The 16,993-nt window shown below is 71.0% G+C and carries 14 protein-coding genes; 4 read left to right on the top strand and 10 right to left on the bottom strand.

All coding sequences use genetic code 11. The features are described 5' to 3' along the window. Position 1 precedes the first annotated feature (1 nt). On the bottom strand, positions 2-1,057 hold the full coding sequence (locus tag KGD87_RS19645) for a ligase-associated DNA damage response exonuclease (RefSeq protein WP_350099240.1): 1,056 nt from the start codon (positions 1,055-1,057) through the stop codon (positions 2-4). 182 nt (positions 1,058-1,239) lie between these two features. Here KGD87_RS19645 and KGD87_RS19640 point away from each other — a divergent pair, with 182 nt between their 5' ends. Further along, on the top strand, positions 1,240-2,733 hold the full coding sequence (locus KGD87_RS19640; protein WP_284661783.1) for an anthranilate synthase component I family protein: 1,494 nt from the start codon (positions 1,240-1,242) through the stop codon (positions 2,731-2,733). After that, positions 2,730-3,293 (top strand): anthranilate synthase component II, encoded by a 564-nt coding sequence (locus tag KGD87_RS19635; protein ID WP_284661782.1) that lies wholly within the window; start codon positions 2,730-2,732, stop codon positions 3,291-3,293. The genes KGD87_RS19640 and KGD87_RS19635 overlap by 4 nt, the downstream gene beginning before the upstream one ends. A 1-nt stretch (position 3,294) precedes the next feature. On the opposite strand, the gene KGD87_RS19630 is transcribed toward KGD87_RS19635, so the two are convergent. The 9 genes from KGD87_RS19630 to aroF all read right to left on the bottom strand — a co-directional run bounded on the left by KGD87_RS19630 (position 3,295) and on the right by aroF (position 14,856). After that, a complete protein-coding gene (locus tag KGD87_RS19630) occupies positions 3,295-3,900 on the bottom strand; it encodes a histidine phosphatase family protein (RefSeq protein WP_284661781.1) in 606 nt (201 codons plus the stop codon). A gap of 62 nt (positions 3,901-3,962) precedes the next feature. Continuing rightward, entirely contained in the window at positions 3,963-4,496 is a 534-nt protein-coding gene (locus KGD87_RS19625) for a hypothetical protein (protein WP_284661780.1), read from the bottom strand. Positions 4,497-4,732: 236 nt separating this feature from the next. Further along, entirely contained in the window at positions 4,733-9,262 is a 4,530-nt protein-coding gene (locus KGD87_RS19620; RefSeq protein ID WP_284661779.1) for a CARDB domain-containing protein, read from the bottom strand. Positions 9,263-9,391: 129 nt separating this feature from the next. Then, the gene (gene trpA / locus KGD87_RS19615) at positions 9,392-10,183 is read right to left on the bottom strand and encodes a tryptophan synthase subunit alpha (RefSeq protein WP_284661778.1); all 792 of its coding nucleotides are present in this window, start codon (positions 10,181-10,183) and stop codon (positions 9,392-9,394) included. Further along, on the bottom strand, positions 10,180-11,385 hold the full coding sequence (trpB, locus tag KGD87_RS19610) for a tryptophan synthase subunit beta (RefSeq protein ID WP_284661777.1): 1,206 nt from the start codon (positions 11,383-11,385) through the stop codon (positions 10,180-10,182). Before trpB ends, trpA begins: the two co-directional genes overlap by 4 nt. Before the next feature lie 5 nt (positions 11,386-11,390). Next, entirely contained in the window at positions 11,391-12,029 is a 639-nt protein-coding gene (locus KGD87_RS19605) for a phosphoribosylanthranilate isomerase (RefSeq protein WP_284661776.1), read from the bottom strand. Then, entirely contained in the window at positions 12,026-12,814 is a 789-nt protein-coding gene (locus KGD87_RS19600) for an indole-3-glycerol phosphate synthase TrpC (RefSeq protein ID WP_284661775.1), read from the bottom strand. The genes KGD87_RS19605 and KGD87_RS19600 overlap by 4 nt, the downstream gene beginning before the upstream one ends. Next, entirely contained in the window at positions 12,811-13,827 is a 1,017-nt protein-coding gene (trpD, locus tag KGD87_RS19595; RefSeq protein ID WP_284661774.1) for an anthranilate phosphoribosyltransferase, read from the bottom strand. The genes KGD87_RS19600 and trpD overlap by 4 nt, the downstream gene beginning before the upstream one ends. 3 nt (positions 13,828-13,830) lie before the next feature. Beyond that, positions 13,831-14,856 carry a 3-deoxy-7-phosphoheptulonate synthase gene (aroF, locus tag KGD87_RS19590; RefSeq protein WP_090492163.1) on the bottom strand — a complete coding sequence of 342 codons (1,026 nt, stop codon included), beginning with the start codon at positions 14,854-14,856 and terminating at the stop codon, positions 13,831-13,833. Between the two features lie 207 nt (positions 14,857-15,063). Here aroF and KGD87_RS19585 point away from each other — a divergent pair, with 207 nt between their 5' ends. Beyond that, positions 15,064-16,314 carry an NAD(P)/FAD-dependent oxidoreductase gene (locus tag KGD87_RS19585; protein ID WP_284661773.1) on the top strand — a complete coding sequence of 417 codons (1,251 nt, stop codon included), beginning with the start codon at positions 15,064-15,066 and terminating at the stop codon, positions 16,312-16,314. Then, positions 16,311-16,973 carry an Isoquinoline 1-oxidoreductase subunit gene (locus KGD87_RS19580; RefSeq protein WP_284661772.1) on the top strand — a complete coding sequence of 221 codons (663 nt, stop codon included), beginning with the start codon at positions 16,311-16,313 and terminating at the stop codon, positions 16,971-16,973. The genes KGD87_RS19585 and KGD87_RS19580 overlap by 4 nt, the downstream gene beginning before the upstream one ends. Positions 16,974-16,993 lie beyond the last annotated feature (20 nt).

Genomic DNA, 16,993 nt, shown 5'->3' with positions numbered 1-16,993 from the left:
GTCAATCCTCCGCTTCGCCTTCGAAGGGCGTGGCCAGGGGCGCGGCGTCCACGCCCTGTTCGCGCAGGTAGTGGGCCAGCGGCTCGGTGTAGCCGTGCGTCACCAGCACGCGCTCCGCCTGGGTGTCCTTCACCGTGCGCAGCAGGTCCGGCCAGTCCGCGTGGTCCGACAGCACGAAGCCGCGGTCGAAGCCCCGGCGGCGGCGGTTGCCGCGAATGCGCATCCAGCCGGACGCGAAGCCCGTCTCGTAGTCACCGAAGCGGCGCATCCACGTGGAGCCGCTCGCGCTCGGCGGCGCCAATACCAGCGCTCCCGCGAACGAAGTGCCCTTCTCCACCTCGGACACCACTCGCGTGGGCAGCATGCGGACGCCCGCGTCCCGGTACACGTCCACCAGGGCGTGCAGGGCGCCGTGGACGAACACGGTGCGGTCCGTCCGCTTCGCCAGCTCCGCGAGCAGCCGCTGCGCCTTGCCCAGCGCGTAGCAGAACAGCACCGCCGCGCGGCCGCCCAGCGCGCGGTTGGCGTCCCACCACCGCAGGATGTCCTCGGCCACCTGCTCCGTCGCGTCCCAGCGGAAGATGGGCAGGCCGAACGTCGCCTCGGTGATGAAGGTGTTGCAGGGGACGACCTCGAAGGGCGCGCACGTAGGGTCCGGCGCGCGCTTGTAGTCACCGGACACGACCCACGTCTCCCCGCCGTGCTCCACGCGCACCTGCGCGCTGCCCAGCACGTGGCCCGCGGGATGGAAGCTGATGGTGACGCCGTTGATGCTCAACCGTTCGCCGTAGTCGAGCGTGTCGATGGTGGCGTCCGCGCCCAATCTCCGGTGCAGCAGTCCCTTGCCTGCCCGAGCGCCCAGATAATGGCGGCTGCCACCGCGAGCGTGGTCACCATGCGCGTGGGTGATGAGCGCCCGGTCCACCGGACGCCAGGGGTCGACGTGGAAGCCGCCGGGAACGCAGTAGAGCCCCTGAGGCGTCACCGTCATCAATGGAGCGGAAGGAGCGGCACTCAAAGTCCCATTCAGATAGCGAGGGGCTCGGAGCCGGACCACCCTGGGTGGGACTTCGCCTCACCGGCGGGAGCTCCCCGGGCTGCTCCCCGGGCACCCGCTGGCCCGGGGGCTTGCGCGACGCATGCAGAGGAATATCGGACCGCTTGGAGGACTCCCCCTGGACGGGGGATAACCCCAGTTCCCCCCTGCCGTGATGCGCGGTGGGAAGCGAGTCAACGACGATGGATGCACAGGAGCGGAAGTCAGCCTACCGGCAGCGCGCGGAGCAGGGCGAGGCGGTGCCGGTGTCGGTGGAGCTGCCGGCGGACCTCGACACGCCGCTGTCGGCCTACCTGAAGCTGGGCGGTGGTTCGCGCGGCTTCATCCTCGAGTCGTGCTACGGCGGCGAGCGGTTCGGCCGCTACAGCCACATTGGCGCGGAGCCCGCGGGCCGCGTGCGGCTGGACCGCGGCGGCGCCACCTTGTGGCGGGGCTCGAACGAGGAGCGTCGGGACGGCAAGCCCCTGGACGTGCTGCGCCAGCTCTGGCGCGAGCTGGCCGTGGCGCGGCTCCCCGGTGAAGCGCCCTTCCTGGGCGGGCTCGTGGGGTACATGGGCTACAACTGCTTCTCGTGGCTGGAGCCCACGGTGCCGGACCGGCACCCCAGCGACCTCTCCTTCCCGGACTCGGAGTGGCTGGTGTGCGAGGACTTCGTCACGCACGACACCCGCACCGGGACGCTCAAGGCCACCGCCATTGCCCGGCCGTCGCTGCACGGCAGCGTGGCCGCCGCGTTGAAGGACGCGGAGGCGCGCGCGCAGTCCATGGCGGACCGGCTGCTGAAGCCGCTGCCTCCGGAGGCCTACGCGCCCGCGCCGCGCATGCGTGGGGACGTGGCGCCCGCCGCGTGCTGGGAGCGCGCGGGGTATGAGGCGGCGGTGGCTCGGGCGCAGGAGTACATCCGCGCCGGAGACATCTTCCAGGTCGTGCTCGCGCGCCGCTTCGAGTCCCGGGGCGCGCCGCCGCCGCTGTCGCTCTACCGCGCGCTGCGGCGGGTGAATCCGTCGCCGTACCTCTTCCTGGTGGCGCTGGGCGAGGCCCGCGCGTTGGTGGGCGCATCGCCGGAGCTGCTGGTGCAGGTGCGTGACGGGGACGTGGTGGTGCGGCCCATCGCCGGCACCCGGCGGCGCGGCGCGTCCGAGGCCGAGGACCTGGCCCTGGAGAAGGAGCTGCTCGCGGACGAGAAGGAGCGCGCCGAGCACATCATGCTGGTGGACCTGGGGCGCAACGACGTGGGCCGCGTGGCGGCGCCTGGCTCGGTGCGCGTCGAGGACATGATGCTCATCGAGCGCTACAGCCACGTGATGCACATCGTGTCGCAGGTGCGCGGCAAGCTCGACGCGAAGTATGACGCGCTGGACGCGCTGGCCAGCACCTTCCCCGCGGGCACTGTGTCAGGCGCGCCCAAGATTCGCGCGATGCAAATCATCGACGAGCTGGAGGTCCAGCGGCGCGGGCCCTACTCGGGCGCGGTGGGCTACCTGTCCTTCTGCGGCACGCTGGATGTGGCGATTGCGCTGCGCACCTTCTTCGTGGACGGAGACCGGACGATGTGGACCGCGGGCGCGGGAGTGGTCGCGGACTCCGTGCCGTCGAAGGAAGCGGACGAGACGGAGGCCAAGGCGGGCGCCATGGCCGCCGCGCTGCGGCTGGCGCGCGAGGGAGGTGGCCGGTGATTCTGGTCATCGACAACTACGACTCCTTCACCTTCAACCTCGTGCAGCTCCTGTACACGCTGGGGGCCGAGGTGAAGGTGGTGCGCAACGACGACCTGGATGCGCAAGGCGTGGCGGCCTCGGGCGCATCCCACCTGGTGATTTCGCCGGGGCCCTGCACGCCGCACGAGGCGGGCGTCAGCGTGGCGGCCATTGCCCAGTCACGCGTGCCAGTGCTGGGCGTGTGCCTGGGGCACCAGTCCATTGGCGCGGCCTTCGGAGGCAAGGTGGTGCGCGCGCCAGAGCCGGTGCACGGCAAGGCGGCGCACATCCAGCATGGCGGCACGGGCCTCTTCGCTGGGCTCAGCGCGGGCTTCGCGGCGGCGCGCTACCACTCGCTCATCGTGGAGGCGCCGTCCCTGCCCGCCGAACTGGAGGCCACCGCGTGGAGCCAGGATGGCCTCATCATGGCGCTGCGCCACCGCGAGCGGCCCGTGGTGGGCGTTCAGTTCCATCCAGAGAGCGTGCTCACGCCGGATGGGCCGGCGCTGGTGCGCAACTTCCTGGAGGGGCGGCTGTAGCTCAAGCGCGCAGGTGCGTGGTGTCGTTCCACGACACGATGGCCGGGCGGCGCCTGTCGCCGTCATGGCCGAGCACGCTGATGGACGCGGTGCTCAGCAGGAAGAGGCGGCCTTCCCACGGGGGCAGGCCCAGCCACCGCGCCGCGAGCACGCGGAGCAGGTGCCCGTGGGCGAAGATGAGCACGTCCCCGTCCGTCCGGAGCGCGTCGGAGATGACGCTGTCCACGCGCGTGGCCACCTGCGCCGCCGTCTCTCCGTTGGGGACGCCGCTCTTCCAAATGGTCCAGTCGGGCCGCTCCGCGCGAATCTCCGCGCTGGTGCGTCCCTCATAGTCGCCGTAGTCCCACTCCATGAGGTCCTCGCGCGGCTGGGCCAGGTCGCCGTAACCAGCGAGCGCGCAGGTGTCCGCCGCGCGGCTCAGCGGGCTGGTGTAGACGGCGTCGAAGCGCCAGGCCTTCAGCGGCGCGCCCAGAAGGCGGCCCATCTCCCTTCCGGCGTCCAGGAGCGGAATGTCCGTCCGCCCTGTGTGCCGGCCATTGTGGCTCCACTCCGTCTCACCGTGCCGGACGAGCACCACCTGTTTCCCGGGGGTCTTCATGGTGCGCATTCTGGCAGGGCCCGGGCGCGCGCGCAGGTGAAAGCCAGAGGGGCCTCGGGGCGCCGGGACTTTCAGTGGGCGATGGATGTCGACGGCAGGAGCGTCTTTCCGCCCCTAAACTCGAAGAGGCTGTCCTTCAGGTGCAGGTGGATGACGACGCGTGAGCGCTGCTCCAGGGCGCCGCGCGTGGTCGAAAACTGGATGGTTCCGGCCTGGGCGTTGACGAGCCCCGCCAGGCTGTCTTCCTTGAACGCGCCCACGTCGTCCAGGCGCACGGTGATGTCCACCTGCTTCACGTACCTGGGCAGGAAGAAGCGCCCCAGCAGGTGGGCGTGGTTCGTGTCCGACAGGTCCATGGCGCGTGCGTTGGGCGAGGGCTCGAAGCGGACGGGCTCGCCGAAGGACGTGACCTCCACCTGTCCCATGCCCAGCAGGACCTTCTCGTACCGTGCCGCGTCCTGGCCCCGCAGGCGGAGCTCGAAGGCGTCCAGCACGGGGTCGCCCAACGCCCGCACCAAATCGTCCTCGCTGCTGTCGCAGGCGCCTGTCGTCCCCAGCGCCACGAGCAGGGCCGGAGCCCACCTGGATTGGGATGGAAGCTTCATGGCCGCGGTGTTGAGTGGCGTTGTCTGTCAATGCCATCAGGAGGGCGAGAGGATGGCCTGGAGGTCTGTTTTATGTCCGCCGGGTGGCACGCGAGGGCAGGAGGCGGTGACTCCGGAGCGGCGCGCGCCGTCGCGGCTGTGTAGAAATTACAGGAGGACGGCTGGCATTCGTTCAGGGTTGCAGGATGCCCGGCCGGACGGCGGTGCGCCCGGCCGGGCCTGTTCTCAGACAGTGACTACGGCGTCACGATGATGAGCCGGTCCGCGCGGGCGTTGTTGTCCTCGCGCAGCTCCTCCTGGTGATTCCAGGGGTCGGCGATGCCGCCCAGGTAGAAGAACCCGGTGGGGCCCGAATCCGGAGGCGTGTAGGCCGTCACCGAGGCATTGCGCGTGACGCACTGCCCGGCGTCCAGTGCGTGGACCTGAACGGCGCCGATGGCCGTCTGAGATTCGGAGGGGCCTCCCGGTCCGCCTTGAGGTGGGAGATCGAGCGTGTTGCTGCTCGATAGGTACAGCTCCACGTCCGTGTAGCCGCTGGTGGAGAAGGTGCCCTGGTTGCACACGCGCACGGTGGCGGTGAAGGTGCTGCCTGTCCTCACGGAGGTGGGGCCGGAGATGGAGGTGATGACCAGGTCGGGCCGGTCGCCCACGCCCATGAGTCCGCTCACGAAGGTGTTGTTGTCCTCGCGCAGCTCCGCCTCCATCTGCGAGGTGTCGACAGCGGCGCCCAGGTACAGGGGGTGATTGGGCGACGCCTCGGGGGGCAGCGCCACCCAGGCTGAGGCGGGCTCCGTGACGCACTGCCCTGGGTTCATGGGCTGCACGTTGACGTAGCCAATGGGCATCTGGGTGTTCGGGTAGGGCATTCCCGGGCCATTCCACTGGGGCATGACGACCCGCGCCTGCGTGGAGAAGAACAGCTCCAGGGACGTGCCGTTCGAGTACTGCGTCCCCTGATTACAGACTGTCACGATGGCGGTGAAGGTGCCATTGGACGGCACGCTCGCCGGTGCGCTCACGGCGGTGATGACGAGGTCCGGGCCGTACCCCACGCCGATGAGGCCGCCCACGAAGGTGTTGTTGTCTCCGCGCAGCTCGTCGTGCGGTGCATGTGCGCCGACGGTGGCACCCAGATAGAGCGGCCCGTCCGCCACCGTCGCCGGAGGGCGCTGCGCCCAGGAGGGGACGTTCAGGGTCATGCAGTCGTCCACTTGCAGGGGCGGAAGGCTCAGCCCGCCAATGAGTCGCTGGGTGTCCGGCATCGGCTGGCCCGGACCACTCCACTGCGGCATGTGCAGGGTGGCTTCCGTGGAGAGGTAGACCTCCACCAGGGTTGACGACGACGTGCTCGTTCCCTGATTGCAGACCGAGACGGCGGCGGTGAACGCGCCGTGGTCCTCCACGCTCGCGGGGCCGGTGACGGAGGTGATGACCAGGTCGGGGCCCTCCCCCACGCTGATGCGGCCGCTGACGAAGACGTTGTTGTCCTCACGCAGCTCCTGCTCGGAGAGGTTCATGTCGATGAGGGCGCCCAGGTAGAGCGGCTGGCCGGGCGTCGCCGCTGGAGGCCGGTTGGCCGTGGCGAAGGCGCTCCCCGTGAAGCACCTGCCGGCGTTCAACGAGGGCACGCTCATGCTACCGACAGGCTGTTGCGTGGCCGGCAGGGGATTGCCCGGCCCGTTCCACCGGGGCATGACCACCTCCGGCACCGAGGAGAGGTGCACCTCCACGGAGTTGCTGGTCGAGGATTGCGTGCCCTGGTTGCACACCGTGACGGTCGCGTGGAACGTGTCATTGGGCAACACGCTGGCGGGGGCCTGTATCGCGGTGACGACGAGGTCGGGCCCGTAGCCTACGCCCACGAGACCGCTCACGAAGGTGTTGTTGTCCTCGCGCAGCTCATCCGTGTTGTCCCATCCGTCGATGAAGGCGCCCAGGTAGAGCGGTTGGTTGGGCGTCGCCGCTGGAGGCCGCTGCGCATAGCCCAGGACCTCTTGCGTGACGCACTGTCCCGCTTCCAGATGAGGGACCGGCATCATTCCGGCATGGGCCTGCGTATCCGGGAAGGGGGCGCCGGGGCCATTCCACCTGGGCATGTCCAGGCTTGCCTTCGTGGAGAAGTGCAGCTCCAGGTCCGAGGAACTCGAGTAGGCAGTACCCTGGTTGCAGACGGTGACGGTGGCGGTGAACGCGTCATGGGGCTGCACGCTCGCGGGGCTGGTGAGCGCGGTGACGATGAGGTCGGGGCCGTCACCCACGCCGATGCGGCCACTCACGAAGGTGTTGTTCTCCTCTCGAAGCTCATTGACGTCTCTCCACACGTCAACGATGGCGCCCAGGTGGAAGGCTTCGCCTGGAACGGCGGGCGGGAGGTAGGGCGTGCCGAGGGCATTGCCCGTGAAACATTGGCCGACGCTCAAGGAGGGAATGCTCAGCTCACCGGCGGGTGTCTGGCTCTCCGGGAGCGGGGCACCTGAGTTGTTCCAGTCCGGCAAGACGAGGCTGGCTTCGGTGGAGAGGAACACTTGTGCCTGGCTGGGGCTGGACTGCGCGGTGCCCTGATTGCAGACCGTGAGGGCCGATGAGAAATGCTCGTTCCTCCGCACACTGGCCGGGCCGGTGACGGCGGTGACGACGAGGTCGGGACCTTCACCCACGCCGATGACGCCGCCGATGAAGGTGTTGTTGTCCTCGCGCAGCTCCTGCACCGCGGACCACGGGTCGACGATGCCCCCGAGGAAGTAGGCCGTGTTCCAGCTCCCGCCAGGGACCTGAGCCAGAGCGGTCGTGGAGAGCGCCCTGCACTCGCCGGGGTCCAGCGGCGGGAGCGTGAGCATTCCAATGGGGGCGCGCATGAACGGCTCGAATGTGGGACCGCCCTCTGGAGTTGGCGCATTCAGGAATTCGCTCGTGGAGAGGTAAAGCTCCAGCATGTCGGAGGAGCTGCCCTGGGTGCCCTGGTTGCAGACCGTCGCGGTGACGGGGAAGGGGGCGTGCCCGACGTTGGCGGGACCCTTCAGCGAGGTGATGACCAGGTCCGGGCGCTCGCCCACGCCGATGCGGCTGGCGACGAAGGTGTTGTTGTCCTCTCGCAGCTCCTGGACGTTCGACGTCGGGTCGACGATGGCGCCCAGATAGAAGGACTCCATTCCAGGGGGCGCGTCGTGGGGCCGGCCCGCGCTGATGACGACGTCGCCAGTGACGCATTGGGCCGCGTCCAGGCCGGGGAGGGTCAGCGAGCCGATCGAGGCCTGGGTGCCATGTTGGCTGTACATATAGGACCGCAGGTCCAGCGTCGGCACCATGGAGAGGAACAGCTCGACGTCGACCATGGAGGTCGAGTTCATGCCCTCGTTGCAGACGGTGACGGAGACGTTGGCGGAGCTCCAGGGGCTCAAGCTCGGGGGGGCCGTTATCGCGGTGACGACGAGGTCGGGCGCTTGCCCCACGCCGATGGCTCCCTTCACGAAGACGTTGTTGTCCTCGCGAAGCTCCGGGACGCTCTGCGCGGCATCGACGATGGCTGCCAGGAAGACGACCCTGTCGAGAGGGCCGCCAGGGGGCGGGGCCGCATCACCCAGCACGTCGCGTGTGGCGCAGTGGCCAGGGCCCAGCGGAGGCAGGCCCGTCTGGCCCACCATCGCCTGTCCCGGTGGAGGCGGCGTGCCAGCGCCGGGCATGGCGAAGGCGCCATCCAGGGAGAGGTGCAGCTCGACGGCGCTGGTGGGCGCGGGCTGGGTGCCCTGGTTGCAAACCCTCACGGTGGCGATGAGCGGGTGGCTACCCCCGGTGTTGGCGGGCGCGTGGACCTCCGTGACGACGAGGTCCGGCGCGTCCCCCACGCCGATGGGGGCGCTGACGGTGATGTTGTTGTCCTCGCGCAGCTCCGAGGTGCTCTGCTGGGCGTCGGCGATGACGCCCAGGTAGAGCGGCTGCCCGGGTGAGGCGCCGGGCGGCAGCGTCACCAGGGAGGACACCTCGCGGAGGGTGCACCGGCCCTGGGGCAGCTCCGGCATGGGGAACGAGCCAATCAGCAGCTGGCCCGAGGTGGGCGGCAGGTTCGGGTCGGGCCAGGACAGGGTGTCATCCGAGGAGAGATAGAGGTCCACGGACCCCTGCTCCGACATCGTCGTGCCTTGGTTGCACACCTTGACGGTCGACGTGATGCTCTGGCCGCTTCGGGCACTGGCGGGCGCGTGGACCTCCGTGACGACGAGGTCCGGCCGCGTCCCCACGCCCAGCACTGTCACGCCGACGTTGTTGGCTTCGTCCAGCTCGACGACGGTCTGCTGCACGTCGATGATGGCGCCCAGGTGGTAGGCGCCGTCCCCCTGGCTCTGCGCGGGCGGCGTGGCGTACCCGGTGAGGCCACGCGTCTCACACTGCCCCGCCTCCAGCGCGTTCATCTGGACCGTGGCGACGAGCACCTGGTCCAGGGGCGGCGGCAGGCCCGGGTCGGGCCAGGACAGGGTGTCGTCCGTGGAGAGGTAGAGGCCCAGCTCGAGCGCGCCGAAGGGCCCCTGGGCGAGCGCTGTCCCGTCGTTGCAGACCCGCACCGTGGCGGTGAACGTCTCCCCGAACCGAACGCTCGCGGGGCCCCGTAGCTCCCGTATCACCAGGTCGGGGCCAAAGCCCTGGCGCTGGGACTGACTTCTTGTGGGTACAGGCTCGGTGGGAGCTGCGTCGCCCCCACAGCCCGTCCCTGCCAGCAGCCCCGCTGTCAGCAGGAACGCACCGCTCCAAGACGGCCTTCGCCGTTGCAACATATTGCCTCCGGATGGATGGCGCCGCGTACGAGCCCGCTCGATGCGGGTGTCCAGGGCGCTCCGGAGTGTTTATAGGGATGGCGAATTATTCCCGAAAATCGAATTAAGCTGGGGAGGAGCGGCTGGGCCTCAGCGGCGCAGTCCGCGCTTGATGTCGGCGCAGAGCGCCTTCGCCGCGGCGGGGCCTTCTGTGTGCGCGGCACGCACCAGCGCGCTGCCCACCACCACGCCATCCGCATGGGCAGACAGGGTGCGTGCCTGCTCCGCCGTGGAGATGCCAAAGCCCGCCACCACGGGGACGGGCGCGGCGCTTCGCACCAACTCCAACCGCTGTGACAGGTCCGGCGGCAGCTCCGCGCGCATGCCCGTCACGCCGGACACGGACACACAATAGACAAAGCCACGGCCTTCCTTCGCGATGGCCCGCGCCCGCGCAGGGGGCGTGGTGGGCGCGCACAGGGGAATCAAGTCGAGGCCCTCCGCGTCGAACGTGGCGCGCAGGCTGGCGCTCTCCTCGGGGGGCAGGTCCGGGAGGATGGTCCCCGATACGCCGCGCTCGCGGGCGAGCTTCGCGTAGCGCGCCTCGCCCATGGCCATGATGACGTTGACGTACGTCATGATGACCAACGGCGTCTGGGGGCAGCGCTGGCGCACCGCGGGCACCACCTGGTCCAGCACGCGCTTGAGCGTGGAGCCGGCCTTGAGCGCCCGCTCCGCCGCGCCCTGGATGACGGGGCCGTCGGCGATGGGGTCGCTGAACGCCACGCCCAGCTCCAGCACGTCCGCGCCGCCCTCCACCAGCGCGGCGAACACGTCCACCGAGCGGGGCAGGTCCGGGTCGCCCGCCATGGCGTAGGCCACCAGCACGCCTTCGCCTCGCGCCTTCGCCTGGGCGAAGGCCTGTGCAATCTCGTCGCTCACGCCTTCACCCCCACCGGCGGAGGCACGCCCCGCGCGGAAATCGTGGCCACGTCCTTGTCGCCGCGGCCCGAGCAGTTGATGACCAGGTGCTTGCCCGCCCCCAGCTCGCGCGCCAGCTCCCGGCCGCGCGCGAAGGCGTGGGACGTCTCCAGCGCGGGGAGGATGCCCTCCAGGCGCGCCACCTCGTAGAAGGCCGCCAGCGCCTCGTCGTCCGTGGCGACGCGGACCTCCATGCGCCCCGTCTTCGCCAGGTGCGCCAGCTCCGGGCCCACGCCCGGATAGTCCAGACCGGCGGAGATGCTGTGCGCCTCCTGAATCTGGCCGTCCTCGTCCTGGAGCACCAGCGAGCGCGAGCCGTGCAGCACGCCCTCCGTCCCCAGCGTCAGCGACGCGCCGTGCTGCTTCGTCTCCAGGCCGTGGCCTCCCGCCTCCACGCCCACCAGCCGCACGCTGGCGTCACCGATGAACGGGTGCAGCACGCCAATGGCATTCGAGCCACCGCCCACGCACGCGATGATGGCGTCCGGCAGGCCGCCGAAGGCAGCCTGGGCCTGCGTCCGCAGCTCGCGGCCGATGACGGCCTGGAAGTCGCGCACCACCGTGGGATAGGGATGCGGCCCCGCCGCGCTGCCGATGACGTAGTGCGTGTCCGACACCTGCGACACCCAGGTGCGCATGGCCTCGTTCATCGCGTCCTTCAGCGTGCGCGAGCCGGACTCCACCGGCCGCACCACCGCGCCCAGCGCGCGCATGCGGAAGACGTTGAGCGCCTGCCGCTCCACGTCCAGCGCGCCCATGTACACCTCGCAGGGCAGACCGAAGAGGGCGCACGCGGTGGCGGTGGCCACGCCGTGCTGGCCCGCGCCCGTCTCCGCGATGATGCGCTGCTTGCCCATCCGCTTCGCGAGCAGCACCTGCCCCACGGTGTTGTTGATTTTGTGCGCGCCGGTGTGCGCCAGGTCCTCGCGCTTGAGCCACACGTTCGCGCCGCCCCAGGCCTGCGTGAGGCGCCGGGCGGGCGTCAGCGTGGTGGGGCGGCCCACGTACTCACGCAGCACGCGGGCGACCTCCTCGCCGAAGGCCGGGTCCGCGCTCGCCGCGGCATAGGCCTCTTCCAGCTCCTGCAGCGCGGGGACCAGCGTCTCCGGAACGTAGCGTCCGCCGTAGCGCCCGAAGCGGCCGGCGACAGTCTCCGTCGTCATGTCTGTCACTCCCAGAGGTTGATGGACTTCGCGGCGCGCACGAAGGCGCGCACCGCTTCCACGTCCTTGATGCCAGGGGCGGACTCCACGCCGCTGGCCACATCCACGCCGTACGGCCGCGTCGCGCGCACCGCGTCGGCCACGTTGGAGGGCCGCAGGCCTCCCGCCACCAGCACGGGCACGCCACTGCCCGCCAGCCCCGCGACGAGCGACCAGTCGAAGCCCACGCCGCCGCCGCCATAGCCCGGCGCCGCGCCGTCCAGCAGCAGCCCCGCGACGTCCCCTACGCCCACATACGCCTGGGCCCGGGCCACGTCTTCCGGCCCCGTGACTCGCAGCGCCTTGATGACGGGCACGCCGTACCCCGAGCAGGCCTCCGGGGGCTCGTCCCCATGGAGCTGCACGGCCGTGAGGCCACAGGCGCGCACCGCCTCCCGGATGGTGTCCGGCGCCGCGTTGACGAACACCCCCAGCACCGTGCCCAGGGGCGGCCGCGTGCGCGCCAGGGCCGCCGCCGTGGGGAGGTCCAGGCAGCGGGGGGACTTCGGGTAGAAGTTGAGGCCCAGCGCGTCCACGCCCGCCTCCCACGCGGCCCGCGCGTCGGACAGGCGCGTGACGCCGCACACCTTCACGCGGACGCTCATGGCGCCGCGTCCTCCACCCCGAGCAGCCGCCGCAGCGCGTGTCCGGGGTCGGGCGCTCGAAGCAGGGACTCGCCCACCAGGACAGCGTCCGCGCCCGCTTCCCGCGCCGCCTCCAGGTCCGCCAGGGACTTGAGGCCGCTCTCCGCCACCAGCACGCGGGCCCGGGAGCGCAGCTTCGGCATCACCCGCAGCGCCGTGCCCGTGTCCGTCTTCAGCGTGGCGAGGTCGCGGTTGTTGATGCCCACCAGCCTGGCGCCCGCGGCCAGCGCGCGCTCGGCGTGCGCCTCCGTGTGGGCCTCCACCAGCGCGGCCACGCCCACCGCTTTCGCCGTGGCGACCATCTCCCGCAGCTCGCCATCCTCCAGCGCGTCGGCGATGAGCAGCACCGCGTCCGCGCCCCACAGCGCGCTCTCCTCCACCTCGCGCGCCGCCACGAGGAAGTCCTTGCGCAGCACGGGCAGCGACACCGCCGCCCGCACGGCCACGAGGTCCTCCAGGCCGCCGCCGAAGTCCGGCCCATCCGTCAGCACGCTGATGGCGCTGGCGCCCGCGGCCTCATAGGCCCGGGCCACCGCCACCACGTCGGCGTGGGGGAAGTCCCCGCCCGAAGGGCTCTTGCGTTTCACCTCCGCGATGACGCTCAGCGGCCGCCCGGAGCGGTGGGTCACCAGCCCCTGGGCGAAGTCGCGGGGCGTGGGCCGGGCGCGAGGCGCCATGGGCGGCCGCGCCGCGAGCTCCTGGCGTTTGCGCGCCATGATGCGGTCCAACGTTCCTGCCTGGCTCATGACAAGCCCCCCTCGATGAGGGCCGCCAGCTTGTTCCGGGCCGCGCCCGAGTCGATGGCGTGCTCCGCCTTGCGCACGCCGTCACGCAGGTCCGCCGCGAGCCCCACGACGACGAGCGCCGCCGCCGCGTTGAGCAGCACCGCCGTGCGCAATCCGGAGCGCTCGCCGTCCAGCAGCGCGCGCAGCCGCTGGGCGTTCTCCTCCGCGTCGCCACCCGCGATGGCCTCGCGAGGCACCACGTCCAGCCCCGCGTCCTGGGGCGACACCGTGAAGGTGTGGACCGTGCCGTCCTCGCGCAGCTCCGCGACCTCCGTGGCGCCGCACGGGGAGACCTCATCCAGCCCGTCATGGCCATGCACCACCCACGCGCGGCGGCTGCCGAGCCGGCCCAGCACGCGCGCCGTCTGCTCCACGCGCTTGCCGTCGAACGTCCCCAGGAGCTGGTAGCGCGCGCCCGCCGGGTTCGTCAGCGGCCCCAGCAGGTTGAACACGCTGTGGAACCCCATGTCCCGCCGCGCCTGCGCCACGTGCCGCAGGGCCCCGTGGTGGGAGGGCGCGAAGAGGAACCCCACGCCGTGCTCGTCGATGTCCCGCGCCACGCGTTCGTGCGGACGCTCCATGGAGACGCCCAGCGCCGCCAGCACGTCCGCGCTGCCGCAGCGGCTGGAGACCGCGCGGTTGCCGTGCTTGGCCACCGTCACGCCCGCCCCGGCGGCCACGAAGGCCACCGCGGTGGAGATGTTGAAGGTGTGCGCGCCGTCGCCGCCGGTGCCGCAGGTGTCGAGCACCACGTCGGCGCGCGGGGACAGCTTCGCCGCGCAGGCCCGCATGGCCTCCGCCGCGCCGAGGATTTCATCCTCCGTCTCACCCTTCATCTTCAGCGCCGTCGCCAGCGCGCCAACCTGGGCAGGCGAAGCCTCCCCGGCGAGCATCAGACCCATGACGCGGGTCATCTCCTCGCGGGTGAGGTCGCGCCGGCCCACCACCTTGCCCAGCGCTTCCTTGAGGGTCATGGCCTATCCCAGACGGACGACTTCGCGGCCCATCGCCTGGGCGATGGCGCGAACCTCGTTCATGGACTTCTCGAACTCGGAGAAGTCCAGGGACTGGGCACCGTCCGACTTCGCGCGCGGCGGGTCGGGGTGCACCTCGACGATGATGCCGTCCGCCCCCACCGCCGTCGCCGCGCGCATCATCGCCGGCACCGCCTTGCGCACGCCGATGCCGTGCGACGGGTCCACGAAGACGGGCAGGTGCGAGAGCGCCTTCAGCATGGGCACCGCGTTGAGGTCCAGCGTGTTGCGCGTCATCGTCTCGAAGGTGCGGATGCCGCGCTCGCAGAGGATGACCTGCGTGTTGCCGCGGGCGACGATGTACTCGGCCGCCATCAGCAGCTCCTTGATGGTGGCGCTCATGCCGCGCTTGAGCATCACCGGCTTGCGCAGGTCGCCCACGGCCTCCAGCAGGCTGAAGTTCTGCATGTTGCGCGCGCCAATCTGGAGGATGTCCGTGGCGTCGGCGACGGCCTGGAGCGTCGCGGTGTCCTTCACCTCGGTGGTGACGAGCAGGCCCGTCTCCTGGCGCGCCTCGGCCAGCAGCGCCAGGCCGTCGCCCTTGAGGCCCTGGAACTCATAGGGGCTGGTGCGCGGCTTGAACGCGCCGCCGCGCAGCATGGTGGCGCCCGCCTTCTTCACCGCGTGGGCGGTGGAGAGGATCTGCTCGCGCGACTCCACCGAGCACGGACCGGCGATGACGTGGAAGGCCGAGCCGCCAATCGTCAGGTCGCCGATGCGCAGCTGCGTGTCGTCCGGCTTCACCTCGCGGCTGACGAGCTTGAACGGCTGGGAGATGGCCACGGCGTCAGCGACGCCAGGGAGCACGCGGAAGGGCTCTGGTTCCACCGCGCCCGGGTTCCCGGTGATGCCAACGGCCGTGCGGGTGCCCCCTGGAATCGCGTGCGGTTGCCAGCCACGGCGGCGGATCTCGTCGTTCACACGCTCGATGTCCTGGGCCGTCGCGTCGGGTCGCATCACGATCAACATGGGGCTGCCTGCTTTCTCTCGCTCCGAGGGGTGTTGGTGGGCCGGGAGCATTCCGGCGCCGGGTGAGACGGGGGTGAGGGGCAACAGCCGGTGTTTCTGCATCAAGTGTCGGTTGCCCGCAACCGCCTCCGAGTCTCCCTTGCGCCTCCCACGCTTATCAAGCGAGCGTGGACGCTTTTCTTGAGCAGGAAGTGTGGAGGCGCGTGCGTGTCGACTCCGGAGGTCATCGTCGTCGGTGCGGGTCTCGCGGGGCTGGCGTGCGCGCGGGCGCTCGTCGCCTCACGGGTGAAGGTGCTGGTGCTGGAGGGGAGTGACGCACCGGGGGGCAGGGTGCGCACGGATGTCCATGAGGGCTTCCTGCTAGACAGAGGCTTCCAGGTGTACCTGTCGGCCTATCCGGAAGGCCGGCGCACGTTGGACCTGGGGGCGCTGTCGCTGCGCAGGTTCATCCCCGGCGCCAAGGTGTGGCGGGGTGGCAAGCTGCACACTGTGGCGGACCCGCTGCGCCGCCCCGTGGAGGCGCTGGCGCACCTGTTCGCTCCCGTGGGGACGTTCGGGGACAAGCTGCGCATCCTGGAGCTGCGGCAGTTGGCGCTCTCCGGTGAAGTGGAGGACGTGTGGCAGCGGCCGTCTCGCACCTCGCGGCGCTATCTGGACGAGCTGGGCTTCACGCAGGCCCTGCGGGAGTCGTTCCTGCGCCCCTTCTTCGCGGGCATCTTCCTGGAGCGGGAGCTGACCACGTCCAGCCGCTTCCTGGAGTTCGTCTTCCGCATGTTCTCGTCCGGGTACGCGGCGGTGCCGGAGGCGGGGATGGGCGCCATTCCGGAGCAGCTGTCGGCGCGCCTTCCGCCGGGCGTGCTGCGGATGCGCGCGCCGGTGGCGGAAGTGTGGGGACACCGCGTGCGGCTGGCGGACGGAGAGCTGATTGGCGCCAGGGCGGTGGTGGTGGCCACGGACCCGGCGAGCGCGGTGGGGCTGCTGCCGGGCATGGTGCCACCGGTGATGAACCGGGTGACGTGCCTCTACTTCGCCGCGCCGGAGCCGCCCGTGGAGGGGCCGTGGCTGCTGCTCAATGGCGAGGGCCGGGGCCGGGTGAACAACGTGGCGGTGATGAGCGAGGTGTCACCGGCGTATGCGCCGCGGGGCCAGGCGCTCGTGTCCGTGTCCGTGGTCGGCGCCACGCCGGACCTGGACACGCTGCGCGCCGAGGTGCTCGCGGAGCTGACGGACTGGTTCGGTCCGGCCGTGTCCGCCTGGCGGCATCTGCGCACCTACGCGCTTCCGCTCGCGCTGCCCGCGCAGCCTCCGGAGGTGCTGGAGCCGCCGCACCGGCCGGTGCGGCTGTCACCGGGGCTGTTCGTGTGTGGAGACCACCGTGACAATGCCTCCATCGACGGCGCGCTGGTGTCGGGCCGCCGCGCCGCGGAGGCTGTCATGAGAGAGTTGGAACGCGAATGAGACACCCGGGGCGCTCCGTCATCGTGTTGGGCGCCGTCCTCTCGGCGGTGGCCTGCAAGTCCACCAAGAGCGCACCGGAGGCCTCGGGAACGCAGGCGGCGCAGGCGCGGGACGCGGGGCCGTCACTCCAGCCCGTGTCCGCGTTCGCCGCCATCACGGATGAGAAGCAGCGCTCCGCCGCGCTCTTCGTCGAGGCGGGGCGTGTGATAGCGCACCCGCGCTGCGTCAACTGCCACCCGGCCGATGGTGTACCCCTGCAGGGCATGGAGCAGCGTCGGCACGTGCCCGCCGTGACGGGCGGGCCCACGGGACATGGCACCCCCGGGCTGCCCTGCACCTCGTGCCACCAGGCGCGCAACACGCCGCTGGTGGGCACGACGCTGCGGAGCATGCCTGGCAATCCGAAGTGGGCCCTGGCGCCAGCGGAGATGGCATGGGTGGGCGTGCCCCTGGGGAAGATTTGCGAGCAGCTCAAGGACCCCGCGCGGAACGGCGGGAAGTCCCTGGAGGCGCTGCAGCACCACATGGCCGAAGACGTCCTGGTGGGGTGGGGTTGGGACCCGGGCGCTGGTCTGGAGCCCGTGCCGGGCACTCAGCGTGCGTTTGGTGAGCTCATCCGCGCATGGATTGACACGGGAGCTGCCTGCCCGAGCCCCTGACACGACCTGACGGGCCTGAT

The organism is Myxococcus sp. SDU36, from assembly GCF_030168875.1.
Classification (GTDB): Bacteria; Myxococcota; Myxococcia; order Myxococcales; family Myxococcaceae; genus Myxococcus; species Myxococcus vastator.
The sequence above is the reverse complement of the archived record's forward strand: the minus strand, read 5'-3'. Positions and strand labels throughout refer to the sequence as shown.